Here is a 17443-nt window from a genome sequence, read left to right on the forward strand (position 1 = left end):
GCCTCAGGTTAATTTACTGTTGTGTAAAGATAGGATATGGTTATTGAAAATATGATTTAGAGAGCTTTAAAGAATGAATAATAACCAAAGTGCAGTGCCAACTGGTTTAATTGCACGATTTTTAAATTTTGTTGAACGGGTAGGTAATAAGCTTCCTGATCCGGCCATTATATTTTTGTTTGCCATGTTACTAATTTGGTTTTTGTCGTGGTGGTTTTCAGGCGTAAGCTTTGATGCAATAGATCCACGTACCGGCGAAGCCATTATTATCAATAATATGTTAGCAAGTGATTCGCTCGCCACCTTTTTATCCTCTATGGTAAAAACCTTTACCGGCTTTGCCCCCTTAGGCGTAGTGTTAGTGGCTATGTTAGGTGTGGGTGTTGCAGAGCATTCGGGCTTTATTAATACCGGACTTAAGCTAATGCTTAAAGTGACTCCTAAAAAGTTATTAACGCCTTCAATTATTTTAGTGGCCATTGTAAGCCATACCGCAACTGATGCAGGTTATGTGTTAGTTATTCCACTAGCTGGGGTTATATTTTATGCTGCAGGGCGCCATCCGCTTGCGGGTATAGCTGCTGCATTTGCGGGTGTGAGTGGTGGTTTTGGGGCTAACTTTATTCCATCGGGTATCGACCCATTACTACAAAGTTTTACCCAAAGTGCGGCGCAAATAATTAATCCTGCAATGACAATTAACCCGTTAAATAACTGGGCATTTGCTTCAGCGTCTAGCTTATTTATAGTGGCATTAGGCTGGTACATTACCGATAAAATTATAGAACCACGTTTACAAAAAACCGCGGTAGATGGTGCTAAAGAAGATTTACCCGTATTTGAAGATGCTCGCAGTGATGAAAAACGTGCATTTATAATTGCCAGTTCAGTTATGGTTGCAGGCCTTGCGCTACTTGCTTATGTATCGGCAGATAGTAACTCGGCAATGCGCAGCAGCGATGGCTCGTTAACTAATTTTAGCTCGCCATTAATGCAATCCATCGTACCGTTAATCTTTTTATTATTTTGGATACCCGGCGCGGTTTACGGCTTTACCGTAGGCACCTTCAAAACCTCTAAAGACATGATAGATGCCATGAGTAAAGCGATGAGCGGCATGGCATATTATATTGTAATGGCATTTTTCTGTTCGTTATTTATTGCCGCATTTAGTAAATCAAACTTAGGTGCATTACTAGCAATCGAAGGCGCGCAGTTATTAAAAGCAATGGAATTGCCAAGTGCAGTAACGGTTGTGGGAATTATCTTTTTAACCGGTTTTGTTAACTTATTTGTAGGTTCAAGTTCAGCAAAATGGGCATTACTTGGCCCCATATTTGTACCTATGCTAATGCAACTTGGTATTTCGCCAGACTTAACTCAAGCGGCTTATCGTGTTGGTGACTCAAGCTCTAATATTATTACACCGTTAATGCCCTATTTCCCATTAGTGGTGGTGTACTGTCAAAAGTATGTGAAAGGCACGGGTATAGGTACCTTAATTGCTATTATGCTGCCGTACTCAATCGCCTTTATGATTGGCTGGAGTATATTTTTATTAGGTTACTGGGCACTTGGTATCCCACTAGGGCTTGATGCCAGCTACGTTTACCCAGCGCTAGCGCCTTAACGTAAAAAAATAGGTAATATAGTAAAAGCCTCATCATGAAATTGGTGGGGCTTTTTTGTGTTAAGAGATTAGATTTAACCGTAGGGCAAACACTGTAACCCGAATAAAGTACCCCCAATAAAAGTAATGCCAATAAAAGTAACTATGGCATTGCCTTCCTCATTTACTGCTCATTGTCTGCTCTTTGTGTAAATGCTTTTAAGTGAGTTATTCACCAAGAGGATAGGAGACGCTGCGCTTTAGAGAAGTAATAGAACAGTGAAGGTAAGAAAGGGGTATGCAGGTGATAATTTAGCTGTGAGGTAGAAAAAAACGCCAAGCCTACTTTATTAGGGATTATTATTGTCTGCCTAGAGCCTAGAGCCTAGAGCCTAGAGCCTAGAGCCTAGAGCTTTATTTTAGGCACAAAAAAACCTTGCTCACTTACGTGGCAAGGTTTTTATTAAAGAGTCGTTGCTTATTTCGGCGTTGTAAAGCTTACTGGGCGACGTTCTTTACGAGGACCGCTGCGCTTATCACCGCGTGCGCTGTCATCTTTATTAAAGCTGCGTTTTTCGCCGCCAGCTGGACGCTCAGAGCGTTCGCTGCGTGGCTCAGCAGGACCTTGATCAGCAGTGATTGTTAAGCCCATAGGACGTTTACAAATAAACACTTTTTGGAAATGATCAAGTACATCTTTAGGCATGTTTTTCGGTAATTGAACCGTACTGTGATTATCGTGTAGACGAATATCACCAATAAACTTGCTTGAAATGTCTGCTTCGTTAGCAATAGCGCCAACAATGTTCTTAACCTGAACACCATGTTCACGACCTACTTCGATACGGTATGTATCCATAGGACCTGCATCACGGCTGTTACGCTCACGAGGTTTACGTTCAGCGCGCTCGCCACCACGTTCACCGCCGCGCTCACCACCACGTTCGTTACGACGACCACGATCACCACGGTCATTGCTACGTGGGTTACGATCATTGCGCTCGTTACGTTCGCGAGGTTGAATCTTAACTTCTTCAACCTTAATTGGTGATTGTTGCTGTGCTAAACACAGTAACGCACCAGCAAGGTCTTCAGCAGAAAGTTCAAGCTTTTGAGCCATGTTTGCTGCTACTTCATTAAAGAAAGTAATATCTTTGTTTTCAAGAGCAAGTGTTAACTTGGCTTGTAACGCTTCGATACGTTTTTCTTCAACAATTTTAGCTGTTGGTAATTCAACTTGTGCAATATCTGAATTCGTATGACGAATGATATTTTTAAGTAAATAACGTTCGTTATGTTTTACGAATAAAATTGCTTTACCAGTACGACCAGCACGACCTGTACGACCGATACGGTGAACGTAGGCTTCCGAATCTTGTGGAATATCGTAGTTGATAACTAAACTTAAACGGTCAACATCTAGACCACGTGCCGCTACGTCTGTTGCAATAACAACATTTAGCATGCCGCTTTTTAAGCGCTCTACAGTGCGTTCACGTGCTTGCTGGTTCATGTCACCGTTAAGTGGAGCGGCAGAGAAACCTTCGCGCTCTAATAATTCAGCAAGTTGTACTGTATCGTTACGCGTACGTACGAAAACAATAGCGCCTTCATATTGCTCAGCTTCTAAAAAGCGAACAATGGCTTTATTTTTATGAATGCTTGCATTCCAAAACACTTGCTCTACTGATGAAACAGTTGAGTTACGCGCAGAGATATGAACCTGTTCAGGATTGTTCATATACTTGCTGCTGATGTTTTGAATTTGCTTAGGCATGGTCGCAGAGAAAAGACATGTTTGCTTTTCGCGCGGTGTTTTTTCCATGATGCTTTCTACATCATCGATAAAGCCCATACGTAACATTTCATCGGCTTCATCAAGTACAAGTGCTTGTAAAGCATCAAACTTGATAGTGCCACGGTTAATATGATCGATTAAGCGACCTGGAGTAGCTACGATAACTTGCGCGCCACGACGAAGTGCACTTAGTTGGATACTGTAGCTTTGGCCACCATAAAGTGCCAATACTTCAATACCACGAACATGTTTAGCATATTGTTCAAATGCCTCAGCAACTTGGATCGCAAGCTCACGGGTTGGTGTGAGTACAAGGATCTGTGGCTGTTTCACAGACGGGTCAATATTATTTAATAGTGGTAGTGCAAATGCTGCGGTTTTACCTGTACCCGTTTGAGCTAGTCCCAGTACGTCCTTTCTTTCTAGCAATAACGGTATACATTGAGCTTGGATTTCAGATGGTGTCTTGTAACCCAACTCTTCAACTGCCTTCAAAATTGCAGGAGAAAGATTTAGAGATTCAAACGTGACTGGTTCTGACATTAATACGCCTCAACGAATTTAAAGAGGCGCGCATTATAAAGGATAAATGCGGTAAATGCTTGTAGAAATTACAACTAATTTATAGGTGGTTGATGTTGGTCGAAATTTAACCAGCTAAGTAACTTAATTATTTAACTGGTTAACATATTTGATACAGAACTTATTGATAAAGTCCAAGATTCTCTTTGGCGTAGGCTTCAAACTCAGTAAAACCACCAATGTGTTTTTGGTCTACAAAGATTTGTGGCACTGTTGGGCAAGGTTTGCCGGCAGACTTCTCAAGATCGTCTTTACTTATGCCTTCTTTAATAATGTCGATGTAGCGAAATTTAAAATCATCACGTTCATTTGATAGTTGCTCTGCTACGTCTTTAGCACGAACACAAAATGGGCAGCCTTCACGACCAAAAATTACAGTTAACATAGTGAACTCCTTAATTAAATTGCTACTAGTGTAACCAATTCAGTTAAATATTAAAGAGCAAACAAGCGATTAAGCTGTTCGCTTTTATTGATATGCTTTAGGGAGCAGCGTTTTTAAATAATCGCTACTGTTATTGGGCGCTTAATGTGGTGTTAAAAGTAAAATAAATAATTTTTTGAAAAAGTATCTTGAAAACAATTTTGCAGTCCATATATAGATAAGTAGAGGACGCCTGATGGGTCCTTGTTAAACAGAAGTAATTGAAATTTATATTATTAATTAAACTTCATTTGTGTTTGTTCACTAGAAAAGCACAACTGAAATATCGCTTAAATATGAGGATATTATTATGCGTACAGTAGATTTATCACCCCTTTATCGTTCATTCATCGGTTTCGATCATTTAGCGTCTTTAATGGATGCGGCAGCAAGTTCAGATAAGCAGCCAAGCTTTCCTCCTTACAATATCGAAGCGCTCGATAAAGACAAATATAGAATCACTATGGCGGTTGCTGGTTTTAGTAATAGCGAACTGACAATCGAGTCAGAAAATAACACCCTAAAAGTTAGCGGGGTTAAACAAAGTAAAGACGATAGTAAAGAGCGTAAATTTATTCACCAAGGCATTGCAGATCGCAACTTTGAGCGTAAGTTTCAGTTAGGAGATCATGTAAGAGTTATCGCTGCTGATTTAGCCCATGGTTTACTCAGCATAGATTTACAACGTGAAATACCTGAAGCGTTAAAACCGCGCAAAATAGCAATCGGTGGCAATGATTTGCTCGAAGATAAGTAAGTCACTTTAAATATTTTCCACTGTTTTAGCCGCCTCGCTTGAGGCGGTATTTTTACCATTGTAATTTATGTTTAACGACCTTGTTGTGTATTTTAAAAGAGTAAATTTAAAAAATTATTTGTTATTTGCTTGAAAACAATTTTAACGTCCATATATAGATAAGTAGAGGACGCCTGATGGGTCCTTGTTAAACAGAAGTAATTGAAATTTATATTATTAATTAAACTTCATTTGTGTTTGTTCATTAGAAAAGCACAACTGAAATATCGCTTAAATATGAGGATATTATTATGCGTACAGTAGATTTATCACCCCTTTATCGTTCATTCATCGGTTTCGATCATTTAGCGTCTTTAATGGATGCGGCAGCAAGTTCAGATAAGCAGCCAAGCTTTCCTCCTTACAATATCGAAGCGCTCGATAAAGACAAATACCGAATTACTATGGCGGTTGCTGGTTTTAGCGAAAGCGAGCTGAGCATAGAGTCAGAAAACAACACACTAGTTGTTGCAGGTATTAAAACGGGTAAAGAGCAAGCCAGTGAGCGTAAATTTATTCATCAAGGTATTGCAGAGCGCAACTTTGAGCGTAAATTTCAGCTGGGGGATCACGTAAAAGTACTTGGTGCCGATTTAGCAAATGGCTTATTGAGCATTAACCTTGAACGCGAAATACCAGAAGCACTTAAGCCACGCAAAATTGAAATAGGCAGTGGTAGCCTTATAGAAGGCAAGTAATTTAAATAAGCTTAGTTTTGATTATCCCCGTAAAGCCGCTTTTTAGCGGCTTTTTGCTGTTCAGATTAAAAGTTAAAAGTTACAGGCTTGCTAGATTGTTCAAATAGTAAGTGGCTTGCTGTAATGTACTTTGCTGTAACGTACCCTCTTGTTTATCCCAATTTTTATACACCATGCCAATGCGTGGGTTTTTTTCTAATTTTGCTCTGTGCGTGTGCATAAAATGCCAGTAAAGGCTATTAAACGGGCAGGCGTCATCGCCCACTTTTTGTTTTAATTTATAGTGGCAGTTTTTGCAGTAGTCGCTCATTTTATTAATATAGTTACCGCTTGCTGCATAGGGTTTGGTGGCAATAATTCCGTCATCGGCAAATTGGCTCATACCCCGAGTATTGGGCATTTCTACCCATTCAATAGCATCTATATAAACGCCCAAATACCAAGCATCAACCTCATCTGGGTTTATAGCCGTTAATAAACAAAAATTACCAATAACCATAAGGCGCTGAATATGATGGGCGTATGCAGTCGTTAAGCTTTCACAGAGCGCATGGTGCATGCAGTTCATTTTAGTTTTAGCATGCCAAAAATACGGCGGTAATGTATTTTTGGCTTTAAGCTGATTTTTAGTTGCGTAATCTGGCATGTTAATCCAGTAAATTGCGCGTACGTACTCTCTCCAGCCCAAAATTTGCCTAACAAACCCCTCTACTTGAGCAATAGATATCTCACTAGGACGTTGTTCGTATTGGGCTATTACGCGCTTTATTACATACAGAGGGTGTATTAACTTTGCATTTAAAGCAAACGATAAGCGGCTATGGTACAGGCTACTGTTATGTTTACTTTGCTCTGTCATTGCATCTTGAAACTGGCCAAAATAAGGCAGTAAATACAAACAAAAATAATCTAAGCAGCTAATAGCTTGCTTTCGGGTTGTGGGCCAAGGAAGTTGCTCTGCGGCTTTACCAAAGTAGCTAACATTATGTTTATTTAAACGCGCAATTATAGCGCTTACATCGTTATTAAATAATTTAGGCGGCGGGATTTGCGCTAAGTCGGCGGCTGAAAATTTATTTCTGTTATTACTATCAAAGTTCCACTTTCCACCGTGTGGTTTGTTACTATCCATTAATATATTAAATTGTTTGCGCATTGCGCGATAAAAATGCTCCATCGTTATGTGTTTATCTTTTACAAAACGGTGCTTTATTTCCTCAAAAGGCAGTAAAAAATGCTCGCTGTCAACACCGCTAACCGTTAATGGGCTAGTGTTTGCAAAGTTGGCTAACTGGGTTTTTAATCTATATTCGTCTGGGTATTGGTACTCAATAGTATTGCATTGATGTTGCGCTGCTATACGGGTAAGCAATGCGGGTAAATCTTCATCATTACAAGTTTCGTTTAATGTTAAATGCAGTACATTTAATCCGGCTTGGTTTAATGCTGTTGCAAAGTTTTCCATAGCGCAAAAAAATGCACAGATTTTTTGAATATTGTGCTTAACATAGCTGGTTTCTTGTTTTAGCTCTGCAATAACATATAAGGTATTGGTTTGTTTATTTTTATACCATGAGTGAGCAGGGTTGAGCTGATCGCCCAAAATGAGTCTAAGAGTATTAAAGTGTGTCATGCCTAAGCCAAATAAATTTAATACGCAAAATTATTACATCAAGATCGCTTACTTTATAAAAACATAGATTTAAAAATTCCTAAATTAAGATAATAAGTGCAAAAATTAACAATATTAAATAATTGCGCGTTAAATTATAAATACGCTATTTGGCGTCACTTTTTTTATAAACTTATTGCTTATTATGGTTGCTAATTACGGCGTACATACTTATAATACCCGCCATTGTTTAGTATGTTGAAAGATATTACTAACAGCGATATTAAATTATTAAGTTTAGTATCTATTGGCGCGGGATGGAGCAGTCTGGTAGCTCGTCGGGCTCATAACCCGAAGGTCGTCGGTTCAAATCCGGCTCCCGCAACCAATCATAATAGTGGGTTTAATCTTACTAATTTATATCGCGCATTCTAAGTAATGCGCGTTTTGCGTTTAAGCTACTGTAGTTTAATTTAGTCAGACTTTTGACTCGCAACCAAGCTTGGCCCTAGGCCACACAGTTTTGTGCTTATTGGTGTGACGCCCCGCTTGGTTCGGGGCGTTGTTGTATCTGCACTGTTTGATTTGTGACATAGTGATCAAATCAAAATTTAAACTCAATATTTTAGGGCTATAAGCCCTTTTTTTGTTTGTATGGAGGATTTTCGTGACAAAACTTGAACAAGATTTAGTAGCTATGTTAACGCCAGCGGTAGAAATGTTAGGTTTTGAATTACATGGTCTTGAGTTTGTACAAGCGGGTCGCCATTCTACCTTAAGAGTTTATATTACTCATGAGGCTGGGATCTCAGTTGATAATTGTGCTGATGCGAGTCGCCAAATAAGTGCGATTTTAGACGTCGAAGACCCAATTACAAATGAATATGATTTGGAAGTATCGTCTCCTGGTGTTGATCGTCTATTATTCAAACAAGATCACTACGAGCAGGCGCAAGGAGAGGAAGTACAATTACGTACTAAACTTCCACAAGACGGTCGTCGTAATTTTAAAGGCGATTTAATAGCAGTTACTAGCGATATGATTACACTATCTAGTGATGGTACAGAGCATTTAATTATGCTTAGCAACATTGAGCGTGCGAACATAATTGCAAAGTTTTAATTCGAGCGCAAAGGAATAGGGCAAGCGAGGCATAACCCATGGCAAAAGAGATATTATTGGTTGCTGAAGCCGTCTCCAATGAGAAAGCGGTTCCAAAAGAAAAGATTTTTGAAGCTTTAGAGTTCGCTCTAGCAACAGCAACAAAGAAAAAGCACGGTGGTGACATCGACGTACGTGTAGCAATTGACCGTAAAACAGGTGACTACGACACTTACCGTCGCTGGCAGATTGCTGCAGTATTAGAAGATGGGTCTTTAGAGAACCCATACAGCGAAATTACCCTAGAAGCAGCGCAAGTTGAAGAACCTGACTTGCAAATGGGTGACTACGTTGAAGAGCAAATTGACTCAATTAAATTTGACCGTATTACAACCCAAATGGCTAAGCAAGTTATCGTACAAAAAGTACGTGAAGCTGAGCGTGCTTTAGTTGTAGAAGAATACAAAAGTAAAGAAGGTGAGCTAGTAACGGGTGTGGTTAAAAAAGCCACTCGTGACGCGATCGTTCTTGATTTAGGTAATAATGCTGAAGCGGTAATTTACCGTGACGACATGCTACCGCGTGAAAACTTCCGCCCAGGCGATCGTATTCGTGGTCTTCTATACGAAGTTAAGCCAGAAGCACGTGGTGCACAATTATTTGTAACGCGTTCTAAACCAGAAATGCTAATGGAATTGTTCCGCATTGAGGTGCCAGAAATCGGCGAAGAAATGATTGAATTACGTGCTGCTGCACGTGATCCAGGTTCGCGCGCTAAAATTGCGGTTAAGTCTAACGACAAACGTATTGACCCTATTGGTGCCTGTGTAGGTATGCGTGGCGCACGTGTTCAAGCTGTATCGTCAGAACTTGGCGGTGAGCGTGTTGATATCGTACTTTACGATGATAACCCAGCACAATTTGTTATTAACGCAATGGCACCTGCAGAAGTAGCTTCAATCGTAATGGATGAAGATACGCACTCAATGGATATCGCTGTAGAAGCCGATAACCTAGCACAAGCTATTGGTCGTAATGGTCAAAACGTACGTTTAGCTAGCCAATTAACTGGCTGGGAACTAAACGTAATGACTGTTGAAGACATGCGTAGCAAAAACGAAGCTGAGTCAGATAAGTTACTTAACTTATTTACTGAAAATTTAGAAATTGATGATGAATTTGCTTCATTATTAATTAACGAAGGTTTCTCGTCACTTGAAGAAGTTGCGTATGTACCAGCATCTGAATTTTTAGAAATTGATGGCTTAGATGAAGAAACGGTTGATCTATTGCGCTCACGTGCAAAAGATGCATTAACCACTAAAGCACTTAAAACGGAAGAAAGCTTAGATGGCGCAGAGCCTGCTGAAGACTTACTTGCGCTTGAAGGCTTAGAACGTCATTTAGCATTTGTTATGGCAAGCAAGGGTGTAATTACACTTGAAGACTTAGCTGAGCAAGGTATTGATGAATTAGTGGATATTACAGAACTATCACCTGAAAAAGCAGGTGAACTGATTATGGCTGCACGTAACATTTGTTGGTTTGCAGACGAGTAATTTATTAACGGAGGTATTAGAGACTATGGCAGAAGTAAATGTTGAAAAACTAGCCGGTGATATAGGTACAACTGTTGATAAATTGCTACAGCAGTTTTCACAAGCCGGTATTACCAAGCAAGCAGGCGAAAGCGTAACCGAAGCTGAAAAAGCGACGTTACTTGATCACTTAAGCAAGCAGCATGGCGGCACAGGTTCAGATGGCCCAGCGCGTATGACATTGCAACGTAAGAGCAAAAGCACATTAAGTGTGACTGGCTCAACGGGCAAAGCAAAGTCTGTTCAAGTTGAAGTTCGCAAAACACGTACCTACGTGAAGAAAAGCGCAATGGAGCAAGAGCAAGAAGAGCTACGCCTAGCCGCTGAAGAAAAACTGCGCCTTGAAGAGCAGCAAAAAGCTGCACAAGAAGCCGCAGAATTGAAAGCGAAACAAGAGGCTGAACGTAAAGCGAAAGAAGACGCTGATCGTAAAGCTAAAGAAGAAGCTAAACGCAAAGCTGATGCAGAGCGTAAAGCGAAACAAAAGCAGATGACCCCAGAGCAAAGTGCTAAGTCTGAGAAAGATCGCATCGAAGCTGAGCGTCTGCAAAAAGAAGCAGAAGAGGCCGCATTGAAGAAAGCTGAAGAAGAAGCGAAACGTCAAGCAGAAGAAGCAAGAAAGCTAGCTGAAGAGAACTCAGCACGCTGGAAGAAAGAAGAAGAAGAGCGTAAGAAGCGTGAAGAAACATCTGATCACCACCTTACAACTTCGACTTACGCACGTGAAGCAGAAGATGTTGCTGATGCTCGTGATGAGCAAGGCACACGCCGTGCGAAGAAAAAGAAAAAAGCGCCAGCAAAAGATAAATTTGCAGCGTCTAAAGGCCGTAATAAAGGCAAGTTAAAAGCACCTACATCGCTACAGCATGGTTTTACAAAGCCAACTGTTGATGTTAAAAATGAAGTGCGTATTAGCGAAACAATTACAGTTGCTGAGCTTGCGTCACGCATGGCTGTTAAAGGCGCTGAAGTTGTAAAAACAATGATGAAAATGGGCGACATGGTTACTATTAACCAAGTAATTGACCAAGAAGCTGCACAACTTGTTGCAGAAGAAATGGGCCACAAAGTTATCATTGTTAAAGAAAACGAATTAGAGCAAAAAGTACTAAACGATCGCCATGAAGATGGTAAGTCTGAGCCACGTGCACCAGTTGTAACTGTTATGGGTCATGTTGACCATGGTAAAACATCTACACTTGATTACATTCGTTCAGCTAAAGTTGCCTCAGGCGAAGCCGGTGGTATTACACAGCACATTGGTGCATACCATGTTGATGTTAATGGCAACATGATCACTTTCTTAGATACTCCGGGTCACGCCGCATTTACTTCAATGCGTGCTCGTGGTGCTCAAGCGACTGATATCGTAATCCTAGTGGTTGCAGCAGATGATGGTGTTATGCCACAAACTAAAGAAGCGGTACAGCATGCACGCGCTGCTGGCGTTCCTTTAATCATTGCTGTAAACAAAATGGATAAAGAAGGCGTAGACCCAGATCGCGTTAAGAACGAGCTAGCTCAGCTTGACGTTATTCCAGAAGAATGGGGCGGCGATACGCAGTACGTTCATATCTCTGCAAAAACAGGTTTAGGTATTGATGAGCTTTTAGAAGCGGTATTAAACCAATCTGAGCTTTTAGAGCTTACTGCTCCTACTGTTGGTATGGCTGCAGGTGTTGTTATTGAATCACGCTTAGATAAAGGTCGTGGTCCAGTTGCATCTATACTTGTTCAATCAGGTACGCTTAACCAAGGTGACATTGTATTATGTGGTCTTGAGTATGGTCGTATTCGTGCAATGCGCGATGAAAACGGTAAAGACATTAAGTCTGCGGGTCCTTCTATTCCTGTAGAGATTTTAGGTCTTTCTGGTATTCCAGCTGCAGGCGACGAAGCGACTGTAGTTAAAGATGAGCGTAAAGCGCGTGAAGTTGCTTTATACCGTCAAGGTAAATTCCGTGATGTTAAACTAGCGCGTCAACAAAAAGCTAAGCTTGAAAACATGTTTAGTCATATGACTGAAGGCGACGTGTCTGAAGTTAACGTGGTACTTAAAGCTGACGTTCAAGGTTCAATCGAAGCAATTTCTGATTCACTAACTAAACTCTCTACTGATGAAGTGAAAGTGAAGATAGTAGGTTCAGGTGTTGGTGGAATTACCGAAACTGATGCAACACTTGCTGCAGCGTCTAACGCAATTGTGGTTGGCTTTAACGTTCGTGCTGATGCTTCTGCTCGTAAAGTAATTGAGTCTGAAAACTTAGACTTACGTTACTACAGCGTAATCTACAGCTTGATTGACGAAGTTAAACAAGCAATGTCGGGTATGTTGGCACCAGAATTTAAGCAAGAGATTATTGGTCTTGCTCAGGTTCGTGACGTGTTTAAGTCTCCAAAAATTGGCGCAATTGCTGGTTGTATGGTTACTGAAGGTGTTATTAAACGTAGCGCTCCAATTCGTGTACTTCGTGATAACGTGGTTATCTACGAAGGTGAACTTGAGTCACTTCGTCGCTTTAAAGACGATGTTGCTGATGTTCGTAACGGCATGGAATGTGGTATCGGCGTTAAGAACTACAATGACGTTCGTGTTGGCGACCAAATTGAAGTATTTGAAACAGTTGAAATACAACGTACTCTTTAATTGTTAGCTAGCTAGACTAATAAATGGGGGCTTAGCCCCCATTTGTGTATCCATTATTTAATTAACTTATTATTATATTCCAATAGGTTATGATTTTAGGACAAATGCAATGAGAGAATTTTCTCGTACTGATCGTGTTGCTCAGCAAATTCAAAAAGAAATTGCGGTAATTTTACAACGCGAAATAAAAGATCCACGCTTAGGTATGGTGACAGTGTCAGCGGTAGAAGTATCGCGCGATTTATCTTATGCGAAAATATTTATTACGGTATTTAATACGCAAGATGATAATGCAGCAAAGCAAAGTGCAAACGTACTTAACGAAGCGACTGGTTATATTCGCTCGTTACTAGGTAAGCGTATTCGTGCACGTATTATGCCTGAGTTAAAGTTTTTAGTTGATAACTCACTAATGGAAGGTATGCGTATATCTAACTTAGTTGATTCAATTATTCGCGAAGACAACGCTAAACATGTTGCAGATGAAACAGATGTTGAAGATAGCACTGATCATGAAGATGACGTAACTAACAGCGAAGATGAGACTAATCACGTAGATACAGATAGCGAAGAAGGCACTAATACAGATGGCAAAGCGCAGTAAAGGCCGTCCAGTTGACGGTATTTTGTTGTTAAACAAACCAATTGGTATTTCATCAAATAAAGCACTACAGCAAACAAAAGGTGTGTACTTTGCACAAAAGGCGGGGCACACAGGTGCTCTAGATCCATTGGCAACCGGTATGCTGCCTATTTGTTTTGGTGAGGCAACCAAATTTACGCAGTTTTTACTCGATACAGACAAAACCTATGTTGTACGCGCTAAATTAGGCGAGAGAACGACGACATCAGATTCTGATGGTGAAATTGTTAGTACCAAAGATGTAAATGTAACGCGTGAGCAGCTGATTAAAGAAATTGCCGCTTTTGTTGGTGAGTCAGATCAGTATCCGTCAATGTACTCGGCGCTTAAGTATCAAGGTAGACCCTTATATAAGTATGCACGCGAGGGTATTGAAGTACCACGTAAATGCAGAAAAATAAACGTGTTTAGCTTAACGTTTGACGAATTTGATGAAGTGAATAACGTAATACAAATGACGGCGCATGTATCTAAAGGCACCTACATTCGTACTATTGTTGACGACTTAGGTGAAAAGCTAGGCTGTGGCGCGCACGTTGTTATGCTACACCGTACTGCGGTTGGTCAATACCCTGCAGAAAAAATGGTGTCGCTAGATGAAATTGAAGCGTTATTAGCAAAAGCTAAAGACGAAGAAGTTGCACCTTCTACTTATTTAGACGCGCTGTTATTGCCACTCGATACCGCTTTAGTTGATTTACCGGTTGTTGAAATAAGTAAAGATCAGGGCAGTATTTTTAGTCACGGCCAAGCAATAGACCTTGATATAGATTTGCCAGAAGGCGCAATTAAGGTTGTAGCTGACGGTATTTTTATTGGCACAGGCGAGCGTAATGCCAGCGGTCATTTAAAAGTTAAACGTGGCTTGGCCAGCCAACAAGATGATTATGTAAAACCCGAGTAAATAGTTGCTTTAAATATTTTCAGCAGCTTATTTATATTGATGGGATAATTAACTTGTAGTTATTTGTACAATTGGTAGAATACGCCCGCTTAATCGTTTTGGCTGAATTAGTGATCGGCTAAAGCACCTTTTAAATTTAATTTTTGGAGTTATTATGTCACTAAGCAATCAAGAAAAAATCGATATCATTGCTAAATTCGCACGTGCTGAAGGCGACACTGGTTCACCTGAAGTACAAGTAGCATTACTTACTTTTGATATCAACAAGCTTCAAGGTCACTTTGCTGATCACAAGCATGACTTCCATTCACGTCGTGGTCTGCTTCGCAAAGTTAGCCAACGTCGTAAATTGCTTGATTACCTTAAAGGTAAAGACATCACGCGTTATACTGCGTTAATCAAAGAACTTGGCCTACGTCGCTAAGCACTTGATTATCAAAAAAGGAGCTTTTTAGCTCCTTTTTTTGTGCCTGAAATTCAGCACAACGTTTTATAAACATCTTGAATTATAAAATAAAACCTCCATTTAATAGGTAAGCAAAGGTCGTCATTTTTAGTCCTCATAAGGCCTAGCTTTTATCTAATAGCTAGGCTCGCATTCTAACGGCGCTTTGGTATATACTATGCGCGTAGCTAAAAAGGTTTAGTTACGTTTATTTACGTCATCGCCAATTGTAGTACTTAATTGATTTTAAAATAAATACAATTATGTACTGTAATTGGTACTTAGATGACAACTTAAAAACATTTTAAAACATTTAAGGAATATTTTAAGTGCAAGCAATTATTAAAGAATTTCAACTAGGTCAACACACAGTGACATTAGAAACTGGTGCAATCGCTCGTCAAGCAGACGGCGCTGTACTTGCAAGCATTGGCGACACTTCAGTACTTGTTACTGTTGTTGGTAAACGTGAAGCGCAACCTGGCCAAGACTTTTTCCCACTAACAGTTAACTACCAAGAGCGTATGTACGCTGCTGGTCGTATTCCTGGTGGTTTCTTAAAGCGCGAAGGTCGTCCTAACGATGGCGAAACACTTATTGCACGTCTTATTGACCGTCCAATTCGTCCACTTTTCCCAAGTGGTTTTGTAAACGAAGTACAAGTTATTGCTACTGTTGTTTCTGTTAACCCTGAAATTCAACCAGATATGGTTGCGTTAATTGGTACTTCAGCTGCACTTGCTATCTCTGGTATTCCGTTCAGTGGCCCAATTGGTGCTACTCGCGTTGGTTACATCGACGGCGAATACGTACTTAACCCAACACTAAAAGAGCTAGAAGAAAGCAAGCTAGACTTAGTTGTTGCTGGTACTGATAACGCAGTATTAATGGTTGAGTCAGAAGCAGACGTACTTGCAGAAGACATTATGCTAGGTGCGGTTGTTTATGGTCATGAGCAAGCTCAATCGATCATCACAGCAATTAAAGAATTTAAAGCAGAAGCAGGCAAGCCTACTTGGGATTGGACTGCACCAGCTAAAAACGTATCACTTGAAGAAAAAGTAGCCTCTATTGCTGCTGATAAAGTGGGCGAAGCTTACCGCATTACTGATAAAGTAGCGCGTAAAGAAGCACTTGGCGTAGCTAAAGATGAAGTTGTTGCTGTATTAACAAGCGAACTTGCTGAAGGCGAGTCGTTAGATAAGCAAGAAGTTGGTAAAATCTTCGGTTCACTTGAGAAGAAAATCGTTCGTGGCCGTATCGCTGCTGGCGAAAAACGTATCGATGGTCGTGAACCAGATATGATTCGTGCACTTGACGTAATGACTGGCGTATTACCGCGTACTCACGGTTCTGCTATCTTTACTCGTGGCGAAACTCAAGCACTTGTAACAGCTACACTTGGTACAGAACGTGATTCACAGTTAATCGACGATTTAACTGGCACGCACAAAAACCACTTTATGCTTAACTACAACTTCCCTCCATTTTGTGTAGGCGAAACGGGTTTTGTTGGTTCTCCTAAGCGTCGTGAAATCGGCCATGGTAACCTTGCTAAGCGTGGTATTGCAGCGGTAATGCCAACATTGACTGAATTCCCATATTCAATCCGTGTAGTATCTGAAATCACTGAATCAAACGGTTCATCTTCAATGGCTTCTGTGTGTGGTACTTCACTTGCACTTATGAATGCTGGTGTACCAATTAAAGCGTCTGTTGCGGGTATTGCGATGGGTCTAGTTAAAGAAGACGAAAAATTCGTTGTTCTTTCTGACATCTTAGGTGATGAAGATCACTTAGGCGACATGGACTTTAAAGTTGCGGGTACTGCTGGCGGTATTACAGCACTACAAATGGACATTAAGATTGAAGGTATCACTCAAGAAATCATGCAAATTGCGCTTAAACAAGCAAAAGCTGCACGTTTACATATCTTAGAAGTGATGGACAAAGCAATTTCTGCACCGTCTGAAGAGCTTTCTCCGTTTGCTCCACGTATTTACACTATGAAGATCCCACAGAAGAAAATCGCTGAAGTTATTGGTAAAGGTGGCGCAACAATTCGTCAACTTACTGAAGAAACGGGCACAACGATTGAAATCGGTGATGATGGCACAATCAAAATTGCAGCAACTGACGGCGAAAGCGCAGCAAATGCAATTAGCCGCATTGAGCAATTAACTGCTGAGCTTGAAGTAGGTACTATCTACGAAGGTAAAGTTGTACGTATTGTTGATTTTGGTGCGTTTGTAAATATTCTTCCTGGCAAAGATGGTCTAGTACATATTTCGCAAATTAGTACTGAGCGTGTTAATAACGTGACTGATCACCTTTCTGAAGGTCAAGAAGTTAAAGTTAAAGTACTAGAAGTAGACCGCCAAGGCCGTGTACGTCTAAGTATTAAAGAAGCAATGGAATCTGCAGCACCTGCAGCTGATGCGACAACTGACGCATAATTGCTAATACTTAATCCGGTTATATTTACTGGATAATATAAAAAGGGGCTGTTTAGCCCCTTTTTTTATGCTTTAATGAAACTAACTGCTTATAGCAGTTGAATTTAATGTTGATTATTTTAAGCGCTT

General features: G+C 40.4%; 13 protein-coding genes and 1 tRNA gene. 11 read left to right on the top strand and 3 right to left on the bottom strand.

The genetic code is table 11. The annotated features are described in order from the left end of the window. Positions 1–73: 73 nt before the first annotated feature. Complete coding sequence (locus tag PTRA_RS04955; RefSeq protein ID WP_058372916.1) at positions 74–1630, top strand: AbgT family transporter; 1557 nt, start codon at positions 74–76, stop codon at positions 1628–1630. Between the two features lie 457 nt (positions 1631–2087). Here PTRA_RS04955 and PTRA_RS04960 read toward each other — a convergent pair whose 3' ends face one another. Next, complete coding sequence (locus PTRA_RS04960) at positions 2088–3950, bottom strand: DEAD/DEAH box helicase (protein WP_058372917.1); 1863 nt, start codon at positions 3948–3950, stop codon at positions 2088–2090. Between the two features lie 160 nt (positions 3951–4110). Next, positions 4111–4374: a GrxA family glutaredoxin gene (locus PTRA_RS04965; RefSeq protein WP_058372918.1), complete on the bottom strand. Its 264-nt coding sequence runs from the start codon at positions 4372–4374 to the stop codon at positions 4111–4113. Positions 4375–4723: 349 nt separating this feature from the next. Here PTRA_RS04965 and PTRA_RS04970 point away from each other — a divergent pair, with 349 nt between their 5' ends. Next, positions 4724–5170 (top strand): Hsp20 family protein, encoded by a 447-nt coding sequence (locus tag PTRA_RS04970; protein ID WP_011327681.1) that lies wholly within the window; start codon positions 4724–4726, stop codon positions 5168–5170. Between the two features lie 290 nt (positions 5171–5460). Continuing rightward, positions 5461–5907: an Hsp20 family protein gene (locus PTRA_RS04975; RefSeq protein ID WP_011327682.1), complete on the top strand. Its 447-nt coding sequence runs from the start codon at positions 5461–5463 to the stop codon at positions 5905–5907. 79 nt (positions 5908–5986) lie between these two features. Here PTRA_RS04975 and PTRA_RS04980 read toward each other — a convergent pair whose 3' ends face one another. After that, complete coding sequence (locus PTRA_RS04980) at positions 5987–7540, bottom strand: cryptochrome/photolyase family protein (RefSeq protein ID WP_058372919.1); 1554 nt, start codon at positions 7538–7540, stop codon at positions 5987–5989. Positions 7541–7830: 290 nt separating this feature from the next. Here PTRA_RS04980 and PTRA_RS04985 point away from each other — a divergent pair. The 8 genes from PTRA_RS04985 (at position 7831) to pnp (ending at position 17314) form a co-directional block, all read left to right on the top strand. Further along, positions 7831–7907, top strand: a tRNA-Met gene (locus tag PTRA_RS04985). Between the two features lie 279 nt (positions 7908–8186). Further along, on the top strand, positions 8187–8642 hold the full coding sequence (gene rimP, locus PTRA_RS04990; RefSeq protein ID WP_041454374.1) for a ribosome maturation factor RimP: 456 nt from the start codon (positions 8187–8189) through the stop codon (positions 8640–8642). Positions 8643–8680: 38 nt separating this feature from the next. Continuing rightward, entirely contained in the window at positions 8681–10180 is a 1500-nt protein-coding gene (gene nusA / locus PTRA_RS04995; protein WP_058372920.1) for a transcription termination factor NusA, read from the top strand. Positions 10181–10205: 25 nt separating this feature from the next. Next, positions 10206–12866: a translation initiation factor IF-2 gene (infB, locus tag PTRA_RS05000; RefSeq protein ID WP_058372921.1), complete on the top strand. Its 2661-nt coding sequence runs from the start codon at positions 10206–10208 to the stop codon at positions 12864–12866. A 109-nt stretch (positions 12867–12975) separates the two neighbouring features. After that, positions 12976–13470 carry a 30S ribosome-binding factor RbfA gene (gene rbfA, locus PTRA_RS05005; protein ID WP_058372922.1) on the top strand — a complete coding sequence of 165 codons (495 nt, stop codon included), beginning with the start codon at positions 12976–12978 and terminating at the stop codon, positions 13468–13470. Then, complete coding sequence (gene truB, locus PTRA_RS05010; RefSeq protein WP_058372923.1) at positions 13454–14413, top strand: tRNA pseudouridine(55) synthase TruB; 960 nt, start codon at positions 13454–13456, stop codon at positions 14411–14413. Before rbfA ends, truB begins: the two co-directional genes overlap by 17 nt. A 154-nt stretch (positions 14414–14567) precedes the next feature. Further along, positions 14568–14837 carry a 30S ribosomal protein S15 gene (rpsO, locus tag PTRA_RS05015; protein ID WP_011327689.1) on the top strand — a complete coding sequence of 90 codons (270 nt, stop codon included), beginning with the start codon at positions 14568–14570 and terminating at the stop codon, positions 14835–14837. 350 nt (positions 14838–15187) lie between these two features. Further along, positions 15188–17314 (top strand): polyribonucleotide nucleotidyltransferase, encoded by a 2127-nt coding sequence (gene pnp, locus PTRA_RS05020; RefSeq protein ID WP_058372924.1) that lies wholly within the window; start codon positions 15188–15190, stop codon positions 17312–17314. The last annotated feature ends 129 nt before the right edge of the window (positions 17315–17443 follow it).

The organism is Pseudoalteromonas translucida KMM 520 (genome assembly GCF_001465295.1).
Classification (GTDB): domain Bacteria; phylum Pseudomonadota; class Gammaproteobacteria; order Enterobacterales; family Alteromonadaceae; genus Pseudoalteromonas; species Pseudoalteromonas translucida.